18 protein-coding genes are annotated in these 23,988 nt (G+C 31.1%); 15 read left to right on the top strand and 3 right to left on the bottom strand.

What is annotated here, in order from left to right:
* The 8 genes from BN2665_RS16760 to BN2665_RS16725 all read left to right on the top strand — a co-directional run bounded on the left by BN2665_RS16760 (position 1) and on the right by BN2665_RS16725 (position 12,432).
* Complete coding sequence (locus BN2665_RS16760; RefSeq protein ID WP_055668231.1) at positions 1-2,661, top strand: DEAD/DEAH box helicase; 2,661 nt, start codon at positions 1-3, stop codon at positions 2,659-2,661.
* Positions 2,654-6,004 carry a DISARM system helicase DrmA gene (drmA, locus tag BN2665_RS16755; protein ID WP_055668230.1) on the top strand — a complete coding sequence of 1,117 codons (3,351 nt, stop codon included), beginning with the start codon at positions 2,654-2,656 and terminating at the stop codon, positions 6,002-6,004. The genes BN2665_RS16760 and drmA overlap by 8 nt, the downstream gene beginning before the upstream one ends.
* A complete protein-coding gene (drmB, locus tag BN2665_RS16750; RefSeq protein ID WP_055668229.1) occupies positions 5,991-7,754 on the top strand; it encodes a DUF1998 domain-containing protein in 1,764 nt (587 codons plus the stop codon). The genes drmA and drmB overlap by 14 nt, the downstream gene beginning before the upstream one ends.
* Positions 7,736-8,428 carry a phospholipase D-like domain-containing protein gene (locus BN2665_RS16745; protein WP_055668228.1) on the top strand — a complete coding sequence of 231 codons (693 nt, stop codon included), beginning with the start codon at positions 7,736-7,738 and terminating at the stop codon, positions 8,426-8,428. The genes drmB and BN2665_RS16745 overlap by 19 nt, the downstream gene beginning before the upstream one ends.
* A 72-nt stretch (positions 8,429-8,500) precedes the next feature.
* Positions 8,501-9,715, top strand: coding sequence for a DUF429 domain-containing protein (locus BN2665_RS27815; RefSeq protein WP_074042327.1), 1,215 nt, complete (start codon positions 8,501-8,503; stop codon positions 9,713-9,715).
* A 14-nt stretch (positions 9,716-9,729) separates the two neighbouring features.
* Positions 9,730-10,614, top strand: a complete 885-nt coding sequence (locus tag BN2665_RS16735; protein ID WP_055668227.1) for a hypothetical protein — start codon at positions 9,730-9,732, stop codon at positions 10,612-10,614.
* A gap of 125 nt (positions 10,615-10,739) precedes the next feature.
* The gene (locus BN2665_RS16730; RefSeq protein WP_055668226.1) at positions 10,740-11,069 is read left to right on the top strand and encodes a helix-turn-helix transcriptional regulator; all 330 of its coding nucleotides are present in this window, start codon (positions 10,740-10,742) and stop codon (positions 11,067-11,069) included.
* Positions 11,062-12,432: an ImmA/IrrE family metallo-endopeptidase gene (locus tag BN2665_RS16725; protein ID WP_055668225.1), complete on the top strand. Its 1,371-nt coding sequence runs from the start codon at positions 11,062-11,064 to the stop codon at positions 12,430-12,432. Before BN2665_RS16730 ends, BN2665_RS16725 begins: the two co-directional genes overlap by 8 nt.
* 43 nt (positions 12,433-12,475) lie before the next feature.
* On the opposite strand, the gene BN2665_RS16720 is transcribed toward BN2665_RS16725, so the two are convergent.
* Together BN2665_RS16720 and BN2665_RS16715 are read right to left on the bottom strand one after the other, a co-directional pair.
* The gene (locus tag BN2665_RS16720; RefSeq protein ID WP_055668224.1) at positions 12,476-12,982 is read right to left on the bottom strand and encodes an ImmA/IrrE family metallo-endopeptidase; all 507 of its coding nucleotides are present in this window, start codon (positions 12,980-12,982) and stop codon (positions 12,476-12,478) included.
* 15 nt (positions 12,983-12,997) lie between these two features.
* On the bottom strand, positions 12,998-13,447 hold the full coding sequence (locus BN2665_RS16715) for a helix-turn-helix domain-containing protein (protein WP_055668223.1): 450 nt from the start codon (positions 13,445-13,447) through the stop codon (positions 12,998-13,000).
* 170 nt (positions 13,448-13,617) lie between these two features.
* Between BN2665_RS16715 and BN2665_RS16710 the strand changes: the two genes are divergently transcribed.
* The 5 genes from BN2665_RS16710 (at position 13,618) to BN2665_RS16695 (ending at position 19,495) form a co-directional block, all read left to right on the top strand.
* The gene (locus tag BN2665_RS16710; RefSeq protein WP_055668222.1) at positions 13,618-14,172 is read left to right on the top strand and encodes a hypothetical protein; all 555 of its coding nucleotides are present in this window, start codon (positions 13,618-13,620) and stop codon (positions 14,170-14,172) included.
* 214 nt (positions 14,173-14,386) lie between these two features.
* Positions 14,387-14,797 (top strand): RNA polymerase sigma factor, encoded by a 411-nt coding sequence (locus tag BN2665_RS16705; protein WP_008423903.1) that lies wholly within the window; start codon positions 14,387-14,389, stop codon positions 14,795-14,797.
* Positions 14,798-15,325: 528 nt separating this feature from the next.
* Positions 15,326-17,344 carry an ATP-dependent DNA helicase gene (locus tag BN2665_RS16700; RefSeq protein WP_008423905.1) on the top strand — a complete coding sequence of 673 codons (2,019 nt, stop codon included), beginning with the start codon at positions 15,326-15,328 and terminating at the stop codon, positions 17,342-17,344.
* A 150-nt stretch (positions 17,345-17,494) separates the two neighbouring features.
* Positions 17,495-17,635, top strand: a complete 141-nt coding sequence (locus tag BN2665_RS27385) for an SHOCT domain-containing protein (RefSeq protein ID WP_008423908.1) — start codon at positions 17,495-17,497, stop codon at positions 17,633-17,635.
* A 72-nt stretch (positions 17,636-17,707) separates the two neighbouring features.
* Positions 17,708-19,495, top strand: coding sequence for a recombinase family protein (locus BN2665_RS16695; protein WP_055668221.1), 1,788 nt, complete (start codon positions 17,708-17,710; stop codon positions 19,493-19,495).
* A gap of 395 nt (positions 19,496-19,890) precedes the next feature.
* Here the strand turns inward: BN2665_RS16695 and BN2665_RS16690 are convergent, their stop codons facing one another.
* On the bottom strand, positions 19,891-20,526 hold the full coding sequence (locus tag BN2665_RS16690; protein WP_055668220.1) for an RNA polymerase sigma factor: 636 nt from the start codon (positions 20,524-20,526) through the stop codon (positions 19,891-19,893).
* A gap of 567 nt (positions 20,527-21,093) precedes the next feature.
* Between BN2665_RS16690 and BN2665_RS16685 the strand changes: the two genes are divergently transcribed.
* Both BN2665_RS16685 and BN2665_RS16680 read left to right on the top strand, forming a co-directional pair.
* Complete coding sequence (locus BN2665_RS16685) at positions 21,094-23,715, top strand: NB-ARC domain-containing protein (protein WP_055668219.1); 2,622 nt, start codon at positions 21,094-21,096, stop codon at positions 23,713-23,715.
* A gap of 43 nt (positions 23,716-23,758) precedes the next feature.
* Positions 23,759-23,968: a helix-turn-helix domain-containing protein gene (locus BN2665_RS16680; RefSeq protein WP_055668218.1), complete on the top strand. Its 210-nt coding sequence runs from the start codon at positions 23,759-23,761 to the stop codon at positions 23,966-23,968.
* The last annotated feature ends 20 nt before the right edge of the window (positions 23,969-23,988 follow it).

The following is a 23,988-nucleotide window of genomic DNA, read 5'->3' as shown; positions in this document are numbered from 1 at the left end:
ATGAGTATTGTTGATAAATTAAATTGGGCAATGAGCCTTAGAGAACCTCAATTTGAAGCTCTTAAAATTTTAGATAATATATGTTCTAAAATTGATTATAAAACCTATTCTAAAGAACAGGCGGAAGAAATTGCTACTGAAAATTGTCAAATGGGATCTAAAATAAATATAGATGATACGCTTAGCTTCCCTTCTTTCTGTTTTGAAATGACAACTGGTATTGGTAAGACAAGATTAATGGGGGCTTCTATATATTATTTATATAAAACTAAAGGCTACAAGCACTTTTTTATATTGGCTCCAGGGAATACAATATATGATAAACTGCGTAAGGAAGTAATGCCGCACCATCCTAAATATATGTTTAAGGGATTAGAAGCAGAAATGGGAAGACCTAAGGTATATGATGGTGAGAATTATTTATCCTATCCAGTGAAATATGTTCAAGGCGAGATAGAAATTGATAATTCTTCAGAGATTCAAATATTTATTTTTAACATTGGAAAAATATTTAATAGAGGAGATGTACAATTTAAGTTCCACGAGTTCCAAGAAGCATTAGGAAAGTCCTTTGCGGAAGTACTTGCTAGTTTTGACGATTTAGTAATTTGTATGGATGAGGCACATAGGTATTATGCTCCTGCATCTATGAAAGCTATAGATTATTTGAAACCAATATTAGGATTGGAGTTTACAGCTACACCGAAATCAACAAATAAAAATATTATTTACAGCTATGGATTAGCAGAGGGAGCAGGAAAATTTCTTAAAATACCTGTAGTTATGGGAAGAACAAATACAGCAGGTTTTACTGAAAAAGATATTGAAGAAATGAAAATAAAGGATGGTATTAAGCTGCATGAGCATAGAAAAGCCACAGTTTATAAATACTGTAGTGAAAATGGATTACCTCAAGTAAAACCTATAGTTTTGATATCATGTAAAGATACAAACCATGCTATGGAAATAAGACAGTTAATAGATTCTGATTCCTTTTTTGATGGAAAGTATAAGGGTAAAGTTATAGAAATACATTCTAAAACAGGTAGTGTAGAAACTGAAGATAATATAAAAAAGCTATTAACTATAGAAGAGAATACCAATCCTATTGAAATAGTTTTACATGTATACAAGCTTAAGGAAGGTTGGGATGTTAATAACTTATTTACGATTATTCCTTTAAATGCTGCAAAAAGTGAAATATTGACATTGCAGACGATAGGAAGGGGATTACGTTTACCTTTTGGGAAAATAACTGGACAAGAAGAATTGGATACATTGGATATAGTAGCACATGAGCATTATAGAGAATTAATTGATGAAGTAAAATCAAATCCAGTATATAAGAATCGTAACCTAGATGAAGAAGACATAGAGCAAACAGAAACAGTGGAAATAGAACCAGAGCTTAATAATATGCAGTTAGAATTATTTGAAAAAGCAATAAGTTATACTGATATGAAATCCTTTCAGGATATAAGTGATCTTAGAATACAGGAAGACCTGTATAAAGGATACTTAAAAACATATGCAAAAGAAGTAAAAGCAAAGGATAACTCCGATATACAGCAGATGACATTATTTGAACTAGAAAAGACTGTTGAAGAGAAGATAGATGAAAATTCAAAAGAAGCCTTTGAAGAACTCTCAAAGACTAAAGATAAAGCAAAAATTACTAAAACTCCAATACTGAAAAAAGATGAATTTATTGAAAAAATAAATAAGTTAAAGAAATTCGCTATTTCTGCACCTAAAATAAGTATAGGATACAGTTCTACAATAAAATTCAAACCAATTATGGTTAAGAAAGGCATTGTTAACTTTGAGCTGGAGCAATCATACATTGAAAGATATGATGTTATAAATAATAAATTACTTGAAACACTTGAAGCAGTAGCATTAGAAATTGATGATCCAGTAAATGAACTTGCATGTATGCTTCTTGAAAGTGTACCAGAGTTTAGTTCGGAAGATGCTGACTATATATTAAATGTGGTAGAACAATATCTTAAGCTTATTGAAGGTTCATATGAGGATAAGAAAAAAGTAGTAAGAAGATATGCTACTTTAATAGTAAATGAGATAAAAAAGCAAATTTATGCAGCAAAAGAAGAGCATACAGAATTTATATATAGAATAGAAAAAGACCTGATTATTTTCAAACCTTTTATAAAAAATATAAAACCAGGTGGAAGTGTTGATTTTTACAAGGATATAAAAGATAAAAAGAACATTAGACAATATTTGTTTACAGGATACAAAAAATCTTACTATCCTGAATATGGTTTTGACAGTGATGATGAAAGAAGATTCTCAGTTATATTAGAGGAAGATAAAAAGGTGTTAAGATGGATTAAGCCACCACTAAATCAAATGGGATTATTCTATAAGGCAGGAAAACAATATAATCCTGATTTTATTGTGGAAACTACAGATTCAAAATATTTAATTGAAATTAAAGCTAAAAATGAAACAGAAGATAAGGATGTTCTTGAAAAGGCTAAAGCAGCAATAAAGTGGTCTAAGTGTGCAACAGAAGTGGATGCTGATAAAAAACAATGGAATTATAGACTTATTGCAGGGGATAAAGTTATTATAGGTAATTCTTTCATGTACACAGTTGGTTTAAGTGAAAATTTGGGGGGAATTGAGAATGAATGATAAATCTTATAGTAAAGTTAGGGACAAGCTACTTGACGCTTTAAGAATTGACTTAATGGGGCCTTTGGAAGAAGAAGAGAAGTTAGATGAATCACCACTAAGCAGTTATATAACAGGACTGCTATATCCTAGGAAAATTTCTGTATCTCCTGATGTGGAATATGAGAATAATGATTTTATGTCAGCAATGGATGAAGAATATATAGATGATGAAGAAGACGAAATAGAAGAGATGGTTGGAGCTAAGTTCAAGCTTCAATCTTCTATGGGAATAAGATTTTATGTTAATAGTGACATAGAAAAATTAAAAGTTAAAGTAAAATGGGGACAATATTATAAAGATAAGATAAAACCAGATAAAGATAGTGATGAAGAAAATAAAAAGAAAACTGGTAGGACTGTTTTTGTACGTGTTCCAAAGGAAGAAGAACTTATTCTTGATATAGGAGATAAAAATAAGAATAAGAATATAGAAATGGCACTAAAAGATGATCCATCTATTAAAATTAAATCATCACAAATAAGGCTTAAGAGTGGTGCAAAATTAGTTGCAGTGTATTTGGTTAATGGGAAAGAAACCTGTGATGAAAGAGATTTTGAAAATGTGATGTTTCAAGCAGAACTCATAGTTTCAGGAATAGACAATCAACCAGTTTTTGAACCGGAACATCTTTGCAGAGACATTGAAATAGAAGATGAGTTTTATTATGAAAAAAGACCAATTTATGCTCGTGGCAATGGGTGTGCTGCAGATTGGACTAAATCAGAAGGAGACAAGGCTATAGAGGTTAAAACTGTTTTTATACCTGAACATGAAATTGCTTCTGTTAGTCCAAATCTTGAAGGATTTTCAGAAGATTATTTTTCTATGAAGTTTATGGCTAAGCCTTCAAATAAAGCTGAAACAATTAGCAGATTAAAAGCTTTAAATAGTGATTATTTTAAATGGATTAATGCTTTAAAAAGTAATTTCAAAATGCAAGAAGAGGGGTTTAGAGACAGAGGAGATAAGATTATAAATTCATGCCTAGAAGCTTATAATAGAATTTCTAAAGGTATAGAGCAAATAGAAAGCAATGATTATGCTTTTAAAGCCTTTTGCTTTATGAACCAATGTATGTATTTGCAAAGAGGAATGAGTGAATTCTCAAAAAAATATGGTAGCGGTATAAAGTGTAGTTTTAGAGATGAAGAATTTTGCAAAAAAGATCATAGCAAATGGAGACCATTCCAAATAGCATTTATACTTTTAAATATTTCTGGATGTATAAATCCTATAGATAATGAACGAAAAAATGTTGACTTGCTTTACTTCCCAACTGGAGGAGGAAAAACTGAGGCTTATTTAGGATTGATTGCATTTGTAATTGGACATAGAAGATTAACTGCAAGTAATGAAAAAGAATTTGAAAAAGATGGTGGAGTAACAGTTATTTTAAGATATACATTAAGACTTTTAACCACTCAACAACGTGATAGATTAACCAAAATGATATGTGCAGCAGAGATGATTAGAAGTAAAAATGAAAATGATTATGGTAAATCACCAATTTCAATAGGATTTTGGGTTGGAGGTGGAGTAACTCCAAATAGTTTTAATGAATTTAAGTTTAATAAAGAAGATCCAACAGCTAGTGATAAAGCCGTAAATAAACTTACTAAGCAAATTATTACTTGTCCTTTCTGTGGGAGTGAAATATATAGAGAGGATTATGAAATTGATATTGAAAAAGGAGAAGTAAATATTTATTGTCACGATGCTAATTGCTATTTTTATAAATATAAAGAAAAGCCAATACCAGTTTATATTGTAGATGAAGAAATTTATAGAAAATGCCCAACGGTAATTATTTCAACAGTAGATAAGTTTGCAAGGCTTCCTTGGGATGAAAAAACTGGATTAATCTTCGGTAGAACAGATAGAGTTTGTGAAAGGCATGGATATATAGCTTGTGGAGAAGACCATCCAAATCGCCATAATAAAAAAGAAAATTTAAGTGCAGCTAAAGTTGTTGAAACAAGACAATTCTATCCACCAGAACTTATAGTTCAAGATGAATTGCATCTTATAACAGGTCCTCTCGGAACAATTTATGGAGGTTATGAAACTGTAATAGAAGAAATGTGTTCATTTACAAGGAATGGAAAGAAAATATTACCTAAATACATAGTTTCCACAGCAACTATAAAAAACGCAGATGAACAAATAAGATGTTTATATGGAAGGAATAGTTTCTCTCAATTTCCACCAAGTGGTTTTGATATTGGAGATAGTTATTTTATTAAAGAAATTAGTTTAGCTGATAAGCCCTTTAGAAAATATTGTTCAGTTTGTGCCAGTGGGCAATCAATGAAAACTACTGTACTTAGAATATATGCAGTGCTGCTTCAAACAGTTAAGGAGTTATTAAATGATGAAGAGTATAAAGAATTTATAGATCCTTATTATACTTTAATTGGTTATTTTAATAGTATAAGAGAATTAGGTGGTACTGTAAGGTTATTACAGGATGACATTCCTAAGAGAATAAAAAGAATAAAGAAAAGATATAGATATAATCAGGAAAGATTCTTAAAGAGAACAAAAGAAATTACCTCACGTATATCTTCTTATAAGATTGCAGAACTATTAGAACAATTAACTCTATCCCATGACAATGAAGAATGTTTAGATGTTGCAATAGCTACAAATATGATTGCAGTTGGTATGGATGTTGATAGACTTGGGTTAATGACTGTAATGGGACAACCTAAGCAGAATTCTGAATATATTCAAGCCACAAGCCGTATAGGAAGAAGGTTTCCTGGGCTTGTAGTTACCATTTATAATCCATATAGACCGAGGGATTTATCTCACTATGAAAACTTTAAAGGGTTCCACTCACATATGTATAGATATGTAGAAGGAACTACTGCAACACCATTTTCTGCTCGTGCAAGAGATAGAGTTCTTCATGCAATAGTTGTAGCTTTATTAAGATTAAAAAATGAAGTTATGGCTGCTAACAAAGGAGCAAATAGTATTTGTGATATTGAAAATGAAATAATAGAAGAAACAAAGAAAGTAATAATAGAAAGGCTTAAGGTAGTATCAGCTAAGGCAAAAGAAGATACATCTTTTGAAATCAATCAATTTATTGAAGATTGGAAATGTTTATCAAAAGAAGAAAAAGAGTTATATTATTATATTAAAAATACTGAAAAGTATAATAGATTGTTAAATTATTACAACGAATATTGTACTGCTAAAGAAAAACCTACACTTAATTCAATGAGAGAAGTTGAAAGTTCATCGGCACTTTATTATTTTACAGAGGAGGCTAATAAGAATGAAAATAAATAAACTGGGTGAATTAAGACCTAACCAATTAATAACAACTTTTGGTCCAGGCTCCATATTAGATGCTCTTAATGATTCGGTAACAGTCTTAGATATTAATTATTGGACATCTTATGGAAAAACAATATATGATTCAAGATTAGCTTCTTACTTAGGAGTGGATTTTTTTAAAACACCTAAAGCTTCTTTTATTGGGGATATTCCAGTAGTATCATTTCCAAGCTATCATGTTTGTTCTAATAGTAGGTGCAATAACTTATTTGACATTACAGAAAATTTTAACTTAGATAAATATATTCAAAACGGTCCAGTGTGTCCTTTATGTGGTTTTAAAGCATATCCTGCCAGATTTATTACGGCATGTACTGACGGACATCTTGATGATTTTCCTTGGAGATGGTGGGTTCATAAAGGAGAAACTACTTGTAAAAAAAGTATGAAATTAATTTCTACTGGAAATACATCATCATTAGCAGAGTTAATAGTTCAGTGTGATTGTGGGGCTTCAAGAAATATGAGTGGCGCAACAAGTCCAGATAATTTTAGAGAATTAAAATGTAGTGGTAGACATCCCCATAACCCAAGAATAATTAAAAATTCAAAAGGAGTATATTCTACTTGCAAAAAACAAGTTATTCCATCACAGCGTGGAGCTTCTAACGTTTATTTTTCTGTAATAAGAAGTGCAATATCAATTCCACCTTGGATAAATCCATTATATTCATTAGTTGATGAACACTACAGGGACATTATCAATTATAGGGATGATTTTGGTGAAATGGGAGTAACAAAAGTTTATGAGAAGTATTTTAAAGAAAGATGCTCAAGAGAAGAATTTAATGCTGCAGTTAAAAAAAGAGATGAAAAAATAAAAGAGTTTACTGAGATTAAAGAAATGGAATATGCAGCGATTACTCATCATGATGATATGATATACCAAACAAATGTAAAATACTTTAAAGCAGAGGAAGAAGCCGTTCCTAATTATCTATCAAAATATTTTTCTAGGATTATTAAAGTTCATAGATTAAGAGAAGTAATGGTATTACTAGGTTTTATGAGAATGGAAGCACCTGAACCAGAAGTAGATGATCCTAAAAATATAGTGCCGCTAACAAAAAGTAAAGTAGAACCTTGGCTGCCAGCAGTTGAAATTAATGGTGAAGGGATTTTTATAGAATTTAACAAAGAAACAGTTAAAGAATGGAAGCAAAATCTAAAAACTCAAAAATTATCAGAAAAATATAAGAGTTATTATAGCGAATTTTGTCAATCGAGGGGATGGACAAAATTTAAGGAAAGAAATGCGGAATACGTTCTCTTACATACTTTTGCTCATTTAATGATTAAGGAAATGGCTATGCTTTGCGGTTATTCATCCTCTGCGATTAAAGAGAGAATATACAGTAGTGAAAACATGTGTGGCATATTACTTTATACTGGAAGTGCTGATAAAGAAGGATCTTTAGGTGGATTAGTTGAAATGGGTGAAATAAGGAGTTTTAATAAACTATTAAAGCAGGCATTGGAAAATGCACTGACCTGTACAACAGATCCAGAATGTATGGCAAATGAGCCTTCTGATGAAAGATTAAATGGTGCTGCTTGTCATTCTTGTGCAATGATTTCAGAAACAGCCTGTGAAAATGGAAACAGATTATTAGATAGAAAACTTGTTGTACCTTTAGCTATAGATGGAGATTGTAGTTATTTTAAAGATTTGGTGAAAGAACTATGTGGAATGGAAGTATAAGTGAAGCACTTCTTATAGAAACCATTGTATCAGATATTGAAAAAATTAATGATACTTTGGATTTTAACTTGAATTTTAAGGAATCTCTTATAGAAATTAATAAGAGATTCCCAAATCTATCTGTTGAAGAAGCAAATAGATTACTTCAAGTTGCAATTGGTTTATATAATTATAAAAATACTGAAAAGGTTGAGATTGTAATAACAGCACCAAATAGTTTCAAATTAAATGCCAGAAAGACCAGTGCAATCATAAAAGAATTAATATTTAGTGCGGAGAAGAGTATAACTTTAACAGGTTACTCAATATCCGACTATGCTATAGAACTATTTGATGAGATAGTTAATAAAAGTAGACAAGGTATATATGTAAATTTCTATCTTAATGATTTTGAGAATAAAAAAGAACATTTAGATAAGCTTTTATTGTATAAGAGTAGGTATTTAAATATTTATGATTATAACAAAAACACAAAAGACAAGATGGCAGCTCTTCATGCCAAAGTAATAGTTATAGATTCCTATAAAACTTTTATTTCTTCTTCAAATCTATCTTATCATGGAATTGAAGGAAATATTGAAATGGGTACAGTTATAGAGTCTTTTAAAAAAGCAGAATTAGTTGAGGGGATGTTAAAAGAGCTTAAGAGTCAGAAGGTGTTTGAAAAGATATAAAGAGGAGAGAACAAACTATGTCCGACTACATCTTAACCTACAAAAACTAAATTTTATCCTTTAGAACCATTAATGGAAGATATAAAAATTGAAGATATAGCCCATGCTCTTTCTTTGATGACAAGAGCAAACGGGCATTTTAAACACTTTTATTCTGTAGCGGAGCACTGCGTTAATTGTTATAAGGAAGCAAAAATTAGAGGATATTCAAAGCGAGTTCAGCTGGGCTGTCTTTTACACGATGCCAGTGAAAGCTATATTTCAGATTTAACAAGACCTGTTAAAAAGAATTTATCAGAGTATTTTGTTATAGAAGAAAAGCTTCAAGAGGTAATATATGAAAAATTTGGACTTATTAATTTAACAGAAGATGAAATAGATAAAATAAGAAAAATTGATGATGCAATGCTTTATTATGAATTTATAGAGCTTATGGATGAAAAAATATTTGATGAAAAGCCTTTTATAGCTATGAAGCATAACTTTTCACAAAGAGATTTTAAAAATGTTGAAAGCGAATTTATATATGCCTTTGAAAACATAAACAAATCTGATATTAAGAATAGTTATGTCGGTGTTGATGGCTGTAAATATGGTTATGTAGCAGTAAATATAACAGAAAATAGTTTTGAAATTAATGTTTTTAAAAATATAGAAGAAATATGTGAAAAATATAATGATAGTAATACTATTTTAATAGATATGCCTATCGGACTTCCTGAAAATACATGTGATATAAGACCAGAAACAGAAGGAAGAAAAATATTATCTTCAAGATCATCATGTATATTTACAGTGCCATGTAGACAAACTGTGTATGAAGATGATTATTATAGGGCTAATGAAATAAATAGAGATGTATTAGGAAAAGGTTTAAGCAAACAATCTTTTTCTATTTCCAGCAAAATAAAAGAGATAGATGAATTTTTAAATAATGCACCAGAGTATAAAAATAGGTTTTTAGAAAGCCATCCAGAAATTTGTTTTGCAATGCTTAATTTTGATGGAACAATGGCAATGCCTATTTTTGAAAATAAGAAAACAGAAGAAGGAATGGAAAGAAGATTAGAGGTATTGAGCCGCTATTATGAGAAAACTTATGAAATTAGAGAAGTACTATATTCTGATGAAAAGTTGAAAGGGATTAAGGATGATATCATAGATGCATTATGTCTTGCTATTACTGGAATGCTTGGATATAAAAATGGATTTAAAACTATACCCCAAAATCCAATGAAGGATAGCAGAGGACTGTTTATGCAAATGGTTTATGCTGATAAAATTTAAGAGAGGTATTATAAATGATTTCAAAACAAAATATAATTAACACAATAAATTCCTTGAGCAATAAAAGAAAAATATTTTTTTCCGAAGCAGACTTTCAGTTTGCTCTTTCTTGGGAGCTGCAAAGGCATATGCCCAAAAGTGATGTTAGATTAGAATACTCTCCGGCACATATTGATCCATCTATGCGTATTGATATTCTTCTTAAAGAAGAGGATGAGTTTTATCCTATAGAGTTAAAATATGTAACTGCTGCTTGTGATACTATTGTAGATGGAGAGAGATATTTATTAAAAAATCATGGAGCACAAGATATAAGAAGATATGACTTCTTAAAGGATATTATGAGAATTGAAAAACTCATTTATAACCATAATGAATATAAGAAGGGGTATGCTATTTTTCTAACTAATGACTGTAGTTATTGGACAAAGTCCTCTGCTAAGGAAACCTGTGATAGGAATTTTAGAATAAATCAAGATGAAATAAAATCAGGTGAACTTAAATGGGGAGAAGCAGCAGGAATAGGGACTAAAAAGGGCAGAGAAGAATCTTTATTGCTGCAGGGAAACTATAAATTAAACTGGCAGGATTATAGTAGTATTAGTGATGAAAAATGGGGTAAATTTAAAATTCTTATTGTTGAAGTAGAAAATAGCAAAGATATAACAAGTGTTACTAATAAATATTGGGTTTATGAAAATTGGGTAGCAGAAAAGAAAGCAGTAATTCACAAAGATAGCTGTGTATTTTGTAACCATGGAAAAGGTAATAATAAGAATATTCATGGAAATAGGAATGGAAAATGGCATGGGGAATTTTCAAGTTTTGTTGAAGCAGAAAAATTTGCAAATACACTTAAGGATAGAGAAATAAGAACTTGTAAAAAGTGCATTATATAGAATTATAGGAACATTGTATAAATTTAAAATGAGATGGTAACAATAAAAATGTTAGAATATCTAACATTTTTTGTTGCCAAAACAATCTAAATTGCATATAATAATAGTGAAAGGAAGTGAGAGGTATGTCAAATAAGTTAAATGAAAGGCTTAAACAAGCTAGAAAAAACTTAGGACTTTCACAAGAATATGTTGCCGATGTAATGAAGGTTCATAGAACAACAATAACTGCTATCGAAACGGGAAGTAGAAAAGTAACAGCAGATGAATTAAAGCAATTTGCTGAATTATATGGAGTAACCTTAGATGAGTTAGTTTATGATCAGGACAATACCAAAGAAACTAAAATGTTTGCAAGAGCATTTTCTAGTCTTTCAGATATAGATAAAGAAGAAATAATGAATTTAATTGAATTCAAGAAAAAAATAAAAGAGAGACTTGTAGCAAATGTTTAGTAGTATAGATTTATCAGATTATTTCTATAAGCCAGAAATTCTTGCAAAGAAAGTTTTAGAAATATATTTTTTTCAAAGAATACCTTCTTATCCAATAGATCCTTTTGATATTTTAAAGCAGATGAATGTAGTTTATCAATTCAGGGATTTTAAGGATTTAGAAGGTATTTATATTGTTCCTGAAGATGAGGATGATATAGCTATTGTAGGTATAAATAACAATAGACCAATAACAAGACAAAGATTTACAGCCGCACATGAACTATGCCATCATATAAAAGATAAAAATGAAAGTTCCATATGTCCAATTGATGGAAGAGAAAAAAATCCTATTGAAAAGTATGCTGATAAATTTGCTAGTGAATTATTAATGCCAACAGAAGAATTAAAAAAACAGGTAGAGAAGTTTGAAAATAATGGCTATGTAAGTTTTGAAAATATTATTTACATTGCTGATTATTTTGGCGTAAGTTTTGAAGCATGTGTGTTTAATATAGCTTATAAACTTAATAAAGTTGAGGGAGACATAGAACCCTCAAAGCTAAAAAAGCGAATAAATAAATTTAAACCTGATAAAAAGCGAATTGAGCTAGGGCTTAAGAAATATGATTCATCATTATTAAGAAATATAATAAATTCCTATGATTATTTTTATAACAATGAAAGCAAGGCTGTTTGGTATAAATTCAAAAATGACTTTATTTATAATGAAAATAGACTTGAAGGGGTAAATATTGATAGAGAGGATGTTGCTGAAATTCTAACAGATATTAGAATTTATAAGCAAAACAGTGAATATTGTAAATCTGAATACAAAGATATAATTGAAGTTGTTGGACATGCATCTATCTATGATTTTTTACTAGAAACTGAAGAATCAATTAGTATTTTTAAACTTTTAAAGCTACATACTATGCTTTTTCAATTTGCACCATTCCCAGAAGCCGCAGGGAAAATAAGAAACTCGAATAATTTTGTTACAGAAGCAAAGTTTGAAACAGTTGACTATAATAATATAATTAATGAGCTGTTAAAACTAGAAGAAAAGTTAAAGGAATTAATAAATAAAATGAATAACATGTCTACCGCAGAATATGTTGAAGAAGCTGTAAAAATCCATCATAGAATAACTGTAATTCATCCATTTATTGACGGAAACGGCAGGTGTTCTAGGGTTATGTTAAATTGGCTATTTAAGATTAAAGGGCTACCTCCTGTCTACTTAAAATATGAAAATAAAGATTATTACTATGAAGCTTTAAAAGAAGCAGATCTAAATAATGATTATTCTTATTTATGTGAAGTTTTTTATAGAGAGATACTAAAGTCAATGATTCAATTAAATACTAAATTTAAACTGTAAAATATAAAAAGCATTGACTCAAATCAAAAAAGTTCAATGCTTTTTACTTCTTTAAAAAGTTTCCTTTAGAAATGCATAGTGGACTTATATTATACCCTTTAGCTTTTAATATTTGACTTTTAAAATCAACTAACTCAATAGGCACGTTTAGTTCAGCAGCTACTGATGAAAAGGTACAGTCTTCATTAAATAATTCCATCATAGTAGAGTCTGGAATTAATAGTTCTGATGCGAAAAGATTAGCTTCTCTTTCGGACTTTGAAGTCATGTCAAACAAAGAGAATTCTCTTATGGCATCATTTTTGGCATAATTTTGATGAAATCTATCGTGTCCAAGCTCATGAGCACATATTACTGGTAAAAGTTCTTCTTGAATGTTCTTGTTTATTACAATGTATCTAAATTTAGACTGGTAAAAATAATATCCTTTTAAGTTGCCTAAATCATGATAGCATATATTAATTTTCATATCTTTAGCCATTTCAAAAGGATCTCTTGTCTTATATTTTTTAATAAGCTTATCCACTTCTTTAGAAATAAAATTAGTCATAAGCAATTACCTCTCTTAAGGAGTTTTATTATCGTCATTGCCTATAGATGCTGATTTATTACCATATTTTTTTCTTGCCTTTTGTTTTGCATCAAAATATATTTCCGTAATTGACTTAAAAAAAGCATCCTTATCTTCATCGGACAATTCCCCGCCTGCAAGTACTGCAGAAGTTCTCTTTAAAATCATCTCTGCTTCTTTTTTACCTTTATAACCAAACTCAGCTTTAGCAGAAGATATAAAATTCTCATTTCTTGAAATATTTTCATTATCTGAAATTAAGTAATCTACTGAAACATTGAATATTTCAGCAAGTCCAGTAATAATTTTTTGCCCTTTAGGGAATCTAGTATTATTTTCGTAATTACAGATAGATTTTTGAGTAATACCTAACTTTTTGGCTAAGTCTTCCTGAGAAAGTCCAGCTTCTCTACGGAGTAATTTTATTTTATCACCAAAATTCATTTCCGTGACCTCCAAATATATAAATTTAAAAAACAGAACATTTGTTCTTGAAATTATTGACAAGATAAATTTGCCAATATATACTTATAATTAGAACGAAAGTTCATAATATTATTCTAATTTAGAACAATATTTCTGTCAATGGGTAAAGTGTAAGGGGGATGTGTTAAATGGCTATTTTTGAAGAAATTCAAAGTAATAATATTAATGCTGGAATTGGTAACATAAAAGATAATAAGAAAGTAAGTCCTAATATTTATCATAATACTAAGCTGCTTTTAAAACTATACAATAAAGTTTTATGGAGAATAAATAATTCCTTTGATGAGATAGAGGAAGATTGTATTTCTTTCTCTGGAAAGAGACTGGATGAACTATTACATAGTCTTACTGATACAGAAGAATTCATAACAGAAGCAAGACTTGAAAGTAGGCTGCAATCTATAGAAGATAGTAAAAGTATTATAAATTTAATTGAAAAAGCTTTACTTATGTTAAAGTCCTATCCTGAAAATGGAGAGAGGTATTATTCAATAATTTATAAGATATATATTTCTGCCTACCCTTATAGTGAAAGTGAAATAATTGATTACTTATGTTGTTCAAGAGCTACCTATTATAGAGAGAAGAAAAATGCAATTAATTTACTTGGAACAATACTATGGGGATTTTTATTTCCTAATTTTATGAAAGAAATTAAAAGCATAAAATTGATACAAGATTGATACTAAAAAGATACATAACTGGTACTGACACCATACTTTGATACTGCTATGATATATACAATGGAAATAATATTAGCTGTTTTTTAGCCTTGAAGCGTTTATATACGCCTCAGGGCTTTTTTTATACCCAAAATTAAAAATTAATATAAAAACTCAGGAAGGAGTCGCACATTTTGTGCGGCTCCTTTTTGCGTTCTGAAAGGAGTTATTAAAAATGTCAAAGGAAGAAAAACAAAAATTTAATGAAGAATTCAAAGTTGTTATTGAGGAAGAAAACAAAAAAGAAAAGAACAATGAACGGAAGTATTATAGGCATAACATTTCTCTGGAATATTTACAAAGTTGTGAGGTGCCAGTGGAATTTGCAGAAACAGAAAAAGATTCTCAGGTTGAAAAAGAGGTAGACAAGCTTATGAAATTCATTGATTTAATTTCAAACCCACGGCTTATAAAAGCACTGAAAAGTTTAAAAGAAGATGATCTTAAAGTAATTGAGCTTAGGTATAGATTTGGGCTTTCTATAAATGAAATAGCATTAAAACTGCAAGTAAAGGATGAAACTGCAAAAAAGAAACATCAAAGAGCAATAAAAAAATTAAAAGTAATCTTAGAAAAAAATAAATAAAGTTTTCAACTTTTGTCCCCTAATGTATTTTCTCAAGGCTATATAGTGAAGGCATTTTTTATAAGTGCTTTTATAGTTCTTTGAGAATTTAATACTCCATATATCAAGAAAACTACCTTTGCTGCTGGGACACGGCAAGCAACTTAAGCAGAGCGCCAGGACCATTAAATATGTGAGCGATTAACTCTAGCTTTAAATAGTCTGTGGAAAGACTAATTGCGATGACAGGCAAAGGGATAAATAATGATACTTCTGCCTTGAACGCTTATCGGCATTGGGCAGCCCACAAAGAATGATGGGATAACGCTCCTTTGGTTTGAGAACTTATAGCCATGGCAGCTTATATGATGCTTCTCCAAAAGCAACTTGATATATGCCCGAAGGTGTCAGGGGTGTTGAGAACAAATATGATGCATATTAATTTAGAAAAAATTATTTTTATAAATAAACTGCTTGACAGCAGAAACTATGCGGTGGAGTAAATTCCACCGTATCCTTGTGCTGTCAAGGAGATGTGAGGAGAAGAAAATGAAAAAGGAAAGAGAAAATTTCCTATTGGAGCCACAAGAAATGATTGAATTTATTTTCAAAAGGCTCATGTATGGAAATGGATTTATAGTAAGAGATAATCAAATTGAACTATCTAAAAAAATATTTAATGGTATAAAAAATAATAATATTTCAATCTGTGAAGCAGGGGTAGGTACTGGTAAGACTTATGCATATTTAGTAGCCTCTATAGTATATTCCCTTTATAAAACAGGTAAGAACAAATCAGTTTCAATAATATCAACATCAAGTATTGAGTTACAGAATGCCATAATTAAGAACTATGTACCAGTTTTATCAAAAATTTTAGTTGATAATAAGATTATAGATAAGCCATTAAGTGCAGTTTTAAGAAAAGGTAAAGAACATTATTTTTGTATCTTAAGATTTAGTAGAATAATGAACTATTTGAAAAGCAGTGATAAGGATATTGATAAGGAACTGCTTAATAAATTAATAGGTTTAAGAATAGGAGAAATTTCAATAGATTTAGATGAGTATAAGGGACTTAAAAATCATATAGTACAAAAGATAAATGTACCTAAAGGCTGTAATTATAGTTGTCCTTTTTATGAAAATTGTAGTTATATAGAACTCATGAAATATGTAAAATCATCAACCCATGATTTTCAAGTTTGTAATCATAACTACTATATAGCCGATGCAATTAAAAGATCTAAAGGAAAGACAAGTCTTATGCCAGAGCATTCGGTAGCAATAATTGACGAAGCACATAAATTAATGGATGCTGCCATTCAAATTTTTGAAAAAAGATTTTCTTATGAAGACGTACTTATTATTGTTAATAGCTTAAAAAGTAAAATAAAGGGAAATAAAGCATATTTGACAGTGGCAAAAGGCTATTTAGATGATTTATCTCTGGAGGCTAAAAAGTTCTATCAAAGTCTTTTAAATCAGTTAAAAAACATTGAGCTTGGGGAAGAGAGTTCTCAGATTAGAGTTAAACTTGGAGCATATGAAAGAAAAATACTTGGAAATATCATTTTAAAACTTGATAAGATAAGCCTATATTGTAAAGCTGATATTGAAAAAAATAGACAGCTTGAGTTAATGATTGAAAGTTTAAGAGAAGTTATAGAAATATTTCATGGGTCGGTTAATATAATTTATTGGCTTGAAAATCCACAAAGTGAAAGATTAATTTCTATTTGCTCTATTCCAACGGATATGGAAAAACAGCTTTATAAGGTTCTATGGAAAAGTGGAGTGCCTAAGATACTAACATCAGGTACACTTTCAGATGATAGAGGCTTTAATTATTTTAAAAGCACTTCAGGAATAGATATGAGCTACAGTAATAAGCTAAGTGAAGTTAGTTATTCATCACCCTATGACTATAAGAATAATACCTTACTATATATTAATGAAAACATACCTTATCCAGATAAGCAAAGTGAGGAATATATTTCAGCCATAGCAGATGAAATTTTAAGGCTTATAGATGCATCTTTTGGACATGCAGTAGTTCTATTTACAGCCTATTCACTGTTATCAAAGGTTTATGAATTAACAAAAACTAAAATAGAATATCCATTATTTAAGATGGATAAAAGTGAGAAGAACATCGTTGATGCTTATAAAAGGAGTAAAAACGGTGTTTTATTTGCAACTGGTTCCTTTTGGGAAGGCGTTGACTGTCCTGGAGATATTTTATCATCACTTATAATTGTAAATTTGCCTTTCCCAACACCTACACCTATTTATGAGCATAAAAAAATGCAGTATGAGGAGCTAAAGGAATTTATAGAGTACATTGTGTTCCCTGAAATGCTAATAAAGCTAAAGCAAGGTATGGGAAGGCTTATAAGATGTGAAACGGATACAGGTGTTATTTCAATACTTGATTATAGAGTAAGCTTAAAAGGAAAGTACAGAAAAAGAGTTCTTCAAGCTCTTAAAGATTATAGGGTAACAGATTCTCTTTATGATGTGAGAAGATTTTTTAGGAAAGTTAAAAAAGAAGAATATTTTTTATAACAATATAAAGCAATTACAGGATTAGCTGCTTTTCCTATATTAAAAATTAACAAACACAAATTGTATTTATAAGTAACAGGCAAAGAATTAATGACTTTTTAATTCTTTGCCTGTTATTTTGATTAGAAAAAGTAAGGGGGATATTATTATATGGATAATAACATGAAATATAGTGTTCAGCTTGCAATGTTAAGTCAACTATTAAAATTAAATTTGATATCAAACAAAGAATTTGTAGCAATAAAAAATGAATTAATGAAAAAATATAAGATTAGTATGATCAGCGCTTGAAAAAACATGATAGGAGTCATATAATAGTAACTAATAAGTTATAGGAATACATGTTTTGAAGGAGCGATTCATATGGCAGATGTTCAGGTGATAAAAGCTAGTACAAGCAGAGTTAATAGAAAAAATGCAAAGGTTATAGAAAGATTAAGAGTAGCTGCTTATTGCAGAGTAAGTACGGATTCAGAAGAACAATTAAGTAGTTATAATTCCCAAGTAGAACATTATAGAAATATGGTAGAAAATAAGCCGGATTGGGCACTTGTTGATATATATGCAGATGAAGCGATTAGTGGGACTCAGACAGATAAAAGATTAGATTTCCAAAGAATGATAAATGATGCGGTAGATGGGAAGATTGATTTAATAATAACTAAATCAATATCCAGATTTGCAAGAAACACTTTAGATACATTAAAATATGTAAGACTTCTTAAAGAACATAATGTTGCAATCTTATTTGAAAAGGAAAATATCAATACCCTAACAATGAATGGTGAAATGCTACTTGTCATTTTAAGTTCTTTAGCTCAACAAGAAAGCGAATCTATTTCAGCTAATGTAAAAATGGGATTAAAGATGAAAATGAAAAGAGGAGAAATGGTTGGGTTCAATGGATGTTTAGGGTATGATTATGATCCAATAAATAAAGTAATTACAATAAATGAAGAAGAAGCTAAGACAGTTAGATACATTTTTCAAAGATATGTAGAAGGTGCAGGCTGTTTTGTTATAGCAAAAGAGCTTACCAAATTAAAGTATAAAACAAAGAAGGGAAATACAAATTGGAATGATGGTTCTGTAAGAGGTATAATTAAAAACGAAAAATACAAAGGAGATTTACTGCTAGGTAAGACTTTTACAGTTGATCCAATATCCCATAGAAGACTTGATAATATGGGAGAAGAAGAAAAATATTATATTAACTCACATCACGAACCAATCATTTCAGAAGAAATGTTTAATGAAGCTCAGAAGATATTAAATAAGAGAAATTCAGGAAGCAACAATATGGGAAGAAAAGAAAAATATAGCAGGCAGTTTGCATTTAGCAGTAAAATTGAATGTGGTTTTTGTGGAGGAACGGCTACGAGAAGAAGATGGCATAGTAATACTTCTCATGAAAAGACCATTTGGCATTGTGTTGTATCAACTAAAAAAGGTAAGAAATACTGCCCAGATAGTAAAGGGATAGACGAAAAGATAATAGAAAATGCATTTTTGGAAGCATTTAATATGTTTTGTCTTCAAAATAAAGAAATAGTAGAAGAATTTATGGAAACAGTAGAAAATACAATCAATGCTACTAATTCTATAAAAGAATTAAAAAAGCTTCAAAGAGAAGTTTCAGCTATAGAAAATAAGATTAGAAAATTAGTTGATATGAGAATAGATGAAATGATAGACAAAGATACTTATGAACTTAAATACACAGAACTATCAACAGAATTAGAAAAACTTAAAACACAAAGAGATGAAGCAGAACTGGTTAATGAAGATAATATTGATGTAAAGAAAAGAATTGAAAGTTTTAGAAAAGTTTTTGATAGCAATAAGCCTATAAAAGAATTTGATAGAGTAGTTTTTGAAAGTGCAGTTAATAAAATAATATTAGGTGGAACGGATGAAGAAGGAAATAAAGATCCATATATGCTAACATTCATATTTAATTCTGGCATGAGCCATTCATTAAAAGGTAAAGATGTGGTAAAATTTAATGGTGATTCAAAAGAGGGAAAAGTGTGTTCCTATACAGAACACGCCACATGTGGAGACGGTGGTAAGGCTGCAAAGGAAACACAGTTAGAAACGTTGACATATCTAGTATCAAAAAATAGAGAAAATAGAAATAATAGTGTGTGAAACACTGATAAATAAAGGGTTTCTGAGATTGGAAGTAGTGCTGATGATTTTTTAACAAAGCTTTCTAGTTTCGGGAATCTTTATTTTTGTATTTATTGGCAACTTACCGATTTGAAGAATATTTGTGAGGTTGAGTAGTTGAGATAGATATTAGTAGGTTGTGTAGACAGGATAGATGTGAGAGAGTGAGTAGGTGGGATGGATAAAATAGGATTAACATCTCCTTCTACATCAAATAAGGACTCCAACTTTGATACAATAGCTATCAGAGATGGAGCCCACTCATTTTGCCTGAAAACTTGATTTCAAGCATTTTCAATTAACTTTGAATATATGTCTTCTATAAAACAAGCCAGGCAAATGAGCCTGGCTTGTTTTATAGAGAGAAGTGGATTTTAGAAAATTCCTTTGATGAGGTCACATTCTTGAACAATTTTACGTAACCTCCTGATGTCATCTTTAACAGTTGAATTAGGTATGTCCAAAGTTTCGGCAATTTCACGGCTGTTGTATCCTTGGTAAAGGAGTTCAAAGATGCTAGAGTATTTGGGTTTGATTTCTCCGAGCATCTTAAGAAGCTCTTCAAGAATTACAGTGTAAATTGCAGTTTCATCCATAGAAGATGGATTCTCAGGTTCTACATTGGCTTCTTCATATAAGCGGTCGAGTGATACTACTGAGCCGTTGCGTTTACCAAAATTAAGGTAGTGTTCACACTGAGAACAATCATTTGTGCAACGGATAACCTTACCTTTACCGTCGCTGATAAGACAACGGCTGTTACGTTCTTTGCGTTTTTCCTCTGCCCAGATTGGACGCATATATTCGCTGTATTGCTCTAGGTTGTCCACAGGCATCATAGCAAGAGTGACTATTTCATTTCCACGTCTTTTGTGGATGATCTTTTTGCGGTCAATACCTAAATCACGAACCGCTTCATCGGTGGTTTCCATGGAGATTAATTTTTCTGTGTTTTGGTTATCGGTGCTCTGGTTTGCAGTGATTGACTGCTGGTTTACATCTTTTTTCATAGTTTGCCTCTTTCTCCCGAAGTGAGGCAGTGCGGCAGGATAGCCTTTTGAGAGAAGTAGCCCCAGACCATGCACCTATAAAGGGCGCAGGAAGGAAAGGGTACTTCAGACTGCTTTCAGACTACTGTCGCTTGGACAGCAGATTGAAAGCAATATGATGTATCCTGCCTAACTGCGCACCTTCAGGCTTGATATATTTTTGTTAGTTTAAGGTCATTCCGGACCATTTAGTGTTGCTGATGACATAACGCTTTTCCCGTTCTTTGTCTATGTACTCTGCCCAGGCTGGACATTTATAGGAAAGCTAGACTTCCCTTGTAACATAGGTTTTCTGACGATCAATTTCGAGATATTATCATATTGACTACCCCTACAGATTGACTATTTTTGAGCCTGTGTTAAAATGAATTAGTATGAATTGATATGAAATGTCGTTATTTGTGACATTAAAAAAACCTTCACAGATTGATCTCTAAGGTTATCTTGTAGTTTGTTGGGTTTGTAGTAAAACGTTTATTGGGTTTGTAAGGTTATTTTTTTATAAAGTTAGTCTAAGGAGGAAAAGCAGTGGGAAATTGCAATTATCCACGTCTCTGTGGCGGCACTTTTTACACACTGATGCTGCAAGCGAAAAAGCAACGTCTAAAGGCTCGTGACCGATGTAGCGGGGGAAGTGACGGACTATCGGACGGTGATGTGCTATTAGGGCTTATACGTGTGGCACAACCGCAGTTCATGGAACCGGCAGCATCTACATTTGCGCAGAACACTTCGACATATAAATCGTGTAATATTTCCAATAGCACCTATTTGCCGTTTAATGAAACAAGTTTCAAATCGGCATTTGATGTGAGGATTAAAACCAAATATCCAGAGGCTCTGGCTGCTATGAGGGAGTTTGTGATAAGATTCATAGATACCGGAAATGAGATGAAGTGTGAGCGACTTGTTAAGGCTCTACTCGAACTAATTAAAACAGATGAAAGCATTACAGATAAGTATGTATTCTTCTACAGTGGCGATGGACAGCCTATAAAAAAAGCCGTTATATGCAGCTTGACTGATATTTCCTTACAATCATTTCTATTAGGTGTATGGCATTTTATTGTGATGAATAGAACTGATAACACTGTTGGTAGGAATACATTTGAGCAGTGGCATGAAAAACCGGATACAAAAGGTCAACAGTGGCGTTTTATCAGTCGCATTGGTGAAAACAATACACAACCCATCAAAATAACAATACTTGAAACAAGAACAGATGATACGGAACAAGAAATTGCAGTTGGACACCAGTCGTTCGCTGAATGTGGCAAACCGTATATAGAACAATCTACCGAGGATAATTCCTCAAAATCGAAGGGACAGGTCGACAACCACCTTACCGTTTTTAACCAGTACGGCAACAATAATACTCAAGTAAGAAAATCACTAATTAAAAATGTATGTTTGCCATTCCTTGAAAACGAAAATTTTGTGGGTCAGCTTAAATATATAGAATCTATACGAAGAGTGTTTATTAACAACCGGAATAAAAGGTCAATAATAAACATTTTTGGCTTAGGCGGAATCGGTAAAACGCAGCTCGCATTAAAATATGCTTATGGAAATTTAAATGAATACGACACCGTTTGCTGGGTTTCCTGCACCAATATAGGTGCGGCAACACGGTCTTGTGAAATTTTTTTAGCAGGTGTAGGAAATACAGATAACGGTTTTCCTACTTCTCAGTTTACCCAATGGTTTCAGTCTAATAAAAATTGGCTTTTGATTTTAGATGATGTTAGCGAAGCATTTCCTATTGAACAGATAATACCAAAAATTGGTGAAGGACATATAATTATGACTACTCGCTTAACTAAAAGGAATAATACATACAACTTAGCATTTGAACTTAAAAATTTAAATGAAGAAGACGCAACAGAGTTTCTTATTAAACGTACAGGTATTAATGATAGAGAGAACGCAAAGAGAGTCGCTAAGCGCTTATTTTGTTTTCCGTTAGCTTTAGAACAGGCCGCAGCATATATTTGTGCTTTAGACGTTGATTTTAAATACTACTTTAATTTAATTGACAAATATAATCTTGAGGTTTTCGAGAACGATGATAATGTAGATAATTATAATTGGAATGTAAAAACTGTTTGGAATATAACTTTAGAAAATTTAAGCAATCAAGCAAAGCAATCATTACATTGTTTCGCATATATGTCTGCAGATAGTATAGAACTTAGCTGGTTGGTAGAGCACGCTAACAAGTTAAAAAGTGAAATAGAGAAACCAGATGAATTTATCGAACAAATAGGAAAGGATGGAAAAGTCACAGGTGTTGAGGTTAACATAAGCGAAATTTTCAGGAAGTATATTGAAAAGAGCAAGTTTCCTACAGATTTGATTGGGATTCTAACAAATGAAATCGCACTCAATAAGGCTGTTATGGAATTAAAGAAATTCTCTCTCATTTCCGAAAGAATGGATAAAACGCTCAACATGCACAGCCTCTTACAAGAAGTAATAAGGAACGGGATCACCGAACACACCTATTTGTTATGTGTGTTTGAAGTTCTGCAAGCTCGGTGCAACATGACTGATTTAGTGTATGACGATTATAGAATTGCCTTATCATTACCCCAGGCTAGACCGATACTGCTAAACATCTATACCTTATTACAATACAAAGATGAACTAGAAAAAAATCAATACAAAGAAAAACATAATAGAATAACTATAGACTTTGTAATTCTTCAATTTCAATTTTATAGTTTTTTTGCACAATTTTTAACGCTTGATAAAAAGTACGAGGAAGCAGATGAATGTTACTTCAAGGCTTGCGACTTGGCATTGCATTTATACGGCGGTGGAGAAAATGACACAGTTTCCAGTGCAGGAAGCTTCACATTAATTCAAGAAAAACACAGGAGATTAAGAGTCAACTTGATTCTAGAACGTTATGAAACAGCAATGAAATTATATAAAGAAGTAAAAAATGTTCTTGTTAACTCAATAGACATAAATCCTGGAATGGTGGAACAAGCATTCATTAACTACGGTGATATTTGGGGTGAATTCAAGTTTTTTGAACAAGCAAAAGAAGCATATAAACTAGCAGTTAAATGTGGTATATCACAAAATGCAGAAATTCTACGCGCAAAGATAACAGAATGTGAAAGTAATCTCAAAAATCAATAGAATATGATTGTATTGACAACAAAATCAAGCGGAGGGATCAATAATGCAAAATGTACAGAATGATGATAATAATACTATCCCTGAAAAGTGGGTAAACCTTGAAGATATTGCCGTACACCTCAGTCTGAGCGAAGATACCGTTCGGGCATGGGTCAAAGAGGGTAAGCTACCGTTTTACCGTGCGGGCAAGAGATATAAGTTCAAAATCTCTGAGGTTGATGAATGGGTCAGAAAAGGCAAGATTAGGGGATAAACAAATTGAAGATCTAAGGA

This window comes from Desnuesiella massiliensis, assembly GCF_001403615.1.
GTDB classification, from domain to species: domain Bacteria; phylum Bacillota; class Clostridia; order Clostridiales; family Clostridiaceae; genus Desnuesiella; species Desnuesiella massiliensis.
The sequence above is the reverse complement of the archived record's forward strand: the minus strand, read 5'-3'. Positions and strand labels throughout refer to the sequence as shown.

Bases quoted from the DNA above. Each gene is read 5' to 3' on its own strand.
- BN2665_RS16760 (WP_055668231.1), top strand. From the start codon at position 1: ATGAGTATTGTTGATAAATTAAATTGGGCAATGAGCCTTAGAGAACCT.
- drmA (WP_055668230.1), top strand. From the start codon at position 2,654: ATGAATGATAAATCTTATAGTAAAGTTAGGGACAAGCTACTTGACGCT.
- drmB (WP_055668229.1), top strand. From the start codon at position 5,991: ATGAAAATAAATAAACTGGGTGAATTAAGACCTAACCAATTAATAACA.
- BN2665_RS16745 (WP_055668228.1), top strand. From the start codon at position 7,736: ATGTGGAATGGAAGTATAAGTGAAGCACTTCTTATAGAAACCATTGTA.
- BN2665_RS27815 (WP_074042327.1), top strand. From the start codon at position 8,501: ATGGAAGATATAAAAATTGAAGATATAGCCCATGCTCTTTCTTTGATG.
- BN2665_RS16735 (WP_055668227.1), top strand. From the start codon at position 9,730: ATGATTTCAAAACAAAATATAATTAACACAATAAATTCCTTGAGCAAT.
- BN2665_RS16730 (WP_055668226.1), top strand. From the start codon at position 10,740: ATGTCAAATAAGTTAAATGAAAGGCTTAAACAAGCTAGAAAAAACTTA.
- BN2665_RS16725 (WP_055668225.1), top strand. From the start codon at position 11,062: ATGTTTAGTAGTATAGATTTATCAGATTATTTCTATAAGCCAGAAATT.
- BN2665_RS16720 (WP_055668224.1), bottom strand. From the start codon at position 12,982: ATGACTAATTTTATTTCTAAAGAAGTGGATAAGCTTATTAAAAAATAT.
- BN2665_RS16715 (WP_055668223.1), bottom strand. From the start codon at position 13,447: ATGAATTTTGGTGATAAAATAAAATTACTCCGTAGAGAAGCTGGACTT.
- BN2665_RS16710 (WP_055668222.1), top strand. From the start codon at position 13,618: ATGGCTATTTTTGAAGAAATTCAAAGTAATAATATTAATGCTGGAATT.
- BN2665_RS16705 (WP_008423903.1), top strand. From the start codon at position 14,387: ATGTCAAAGGAAGAAAAACAAAAATTTAATGAAGAATTCAAAGTTGTT.
- BN2665_RS16700 (WP_008423905.1), top strand. From the start codon at position 15,326: ATGAAAAAGGAAAGAGAAAATTTCCTATTGGAGCCACAAGAAATGATT.
- BN2665_RS27385 (WP_008423908.1), top strand. From the start codon at position 17,495: ATGGATAATAACATGAAATATAGTGTTCAGCTTGCAATGTTAAGTCAA.
- BN2665_RS16695 (WP_055668221.1), top strand. From the start codon at position 17,708: ATGGCAGATGTTCAGGTGATAAAAGCTAGTACAAGCAGAGTTAATAGA.
- BN2665_RS16690 (WP_055668220.1), bottom strand. From the start codon at position 20,526: ATGAAAAAAGATGTAAACCAGCAGTCAATCACTGCAAACCAGAGCACC.
- BN2665_RS16680 (WP_055668218.1), top strand. From the start codon at position 23,759: ATGCAAAATGTACAGAATGATGATAATAATACTATCCCTGAAAAGTGG.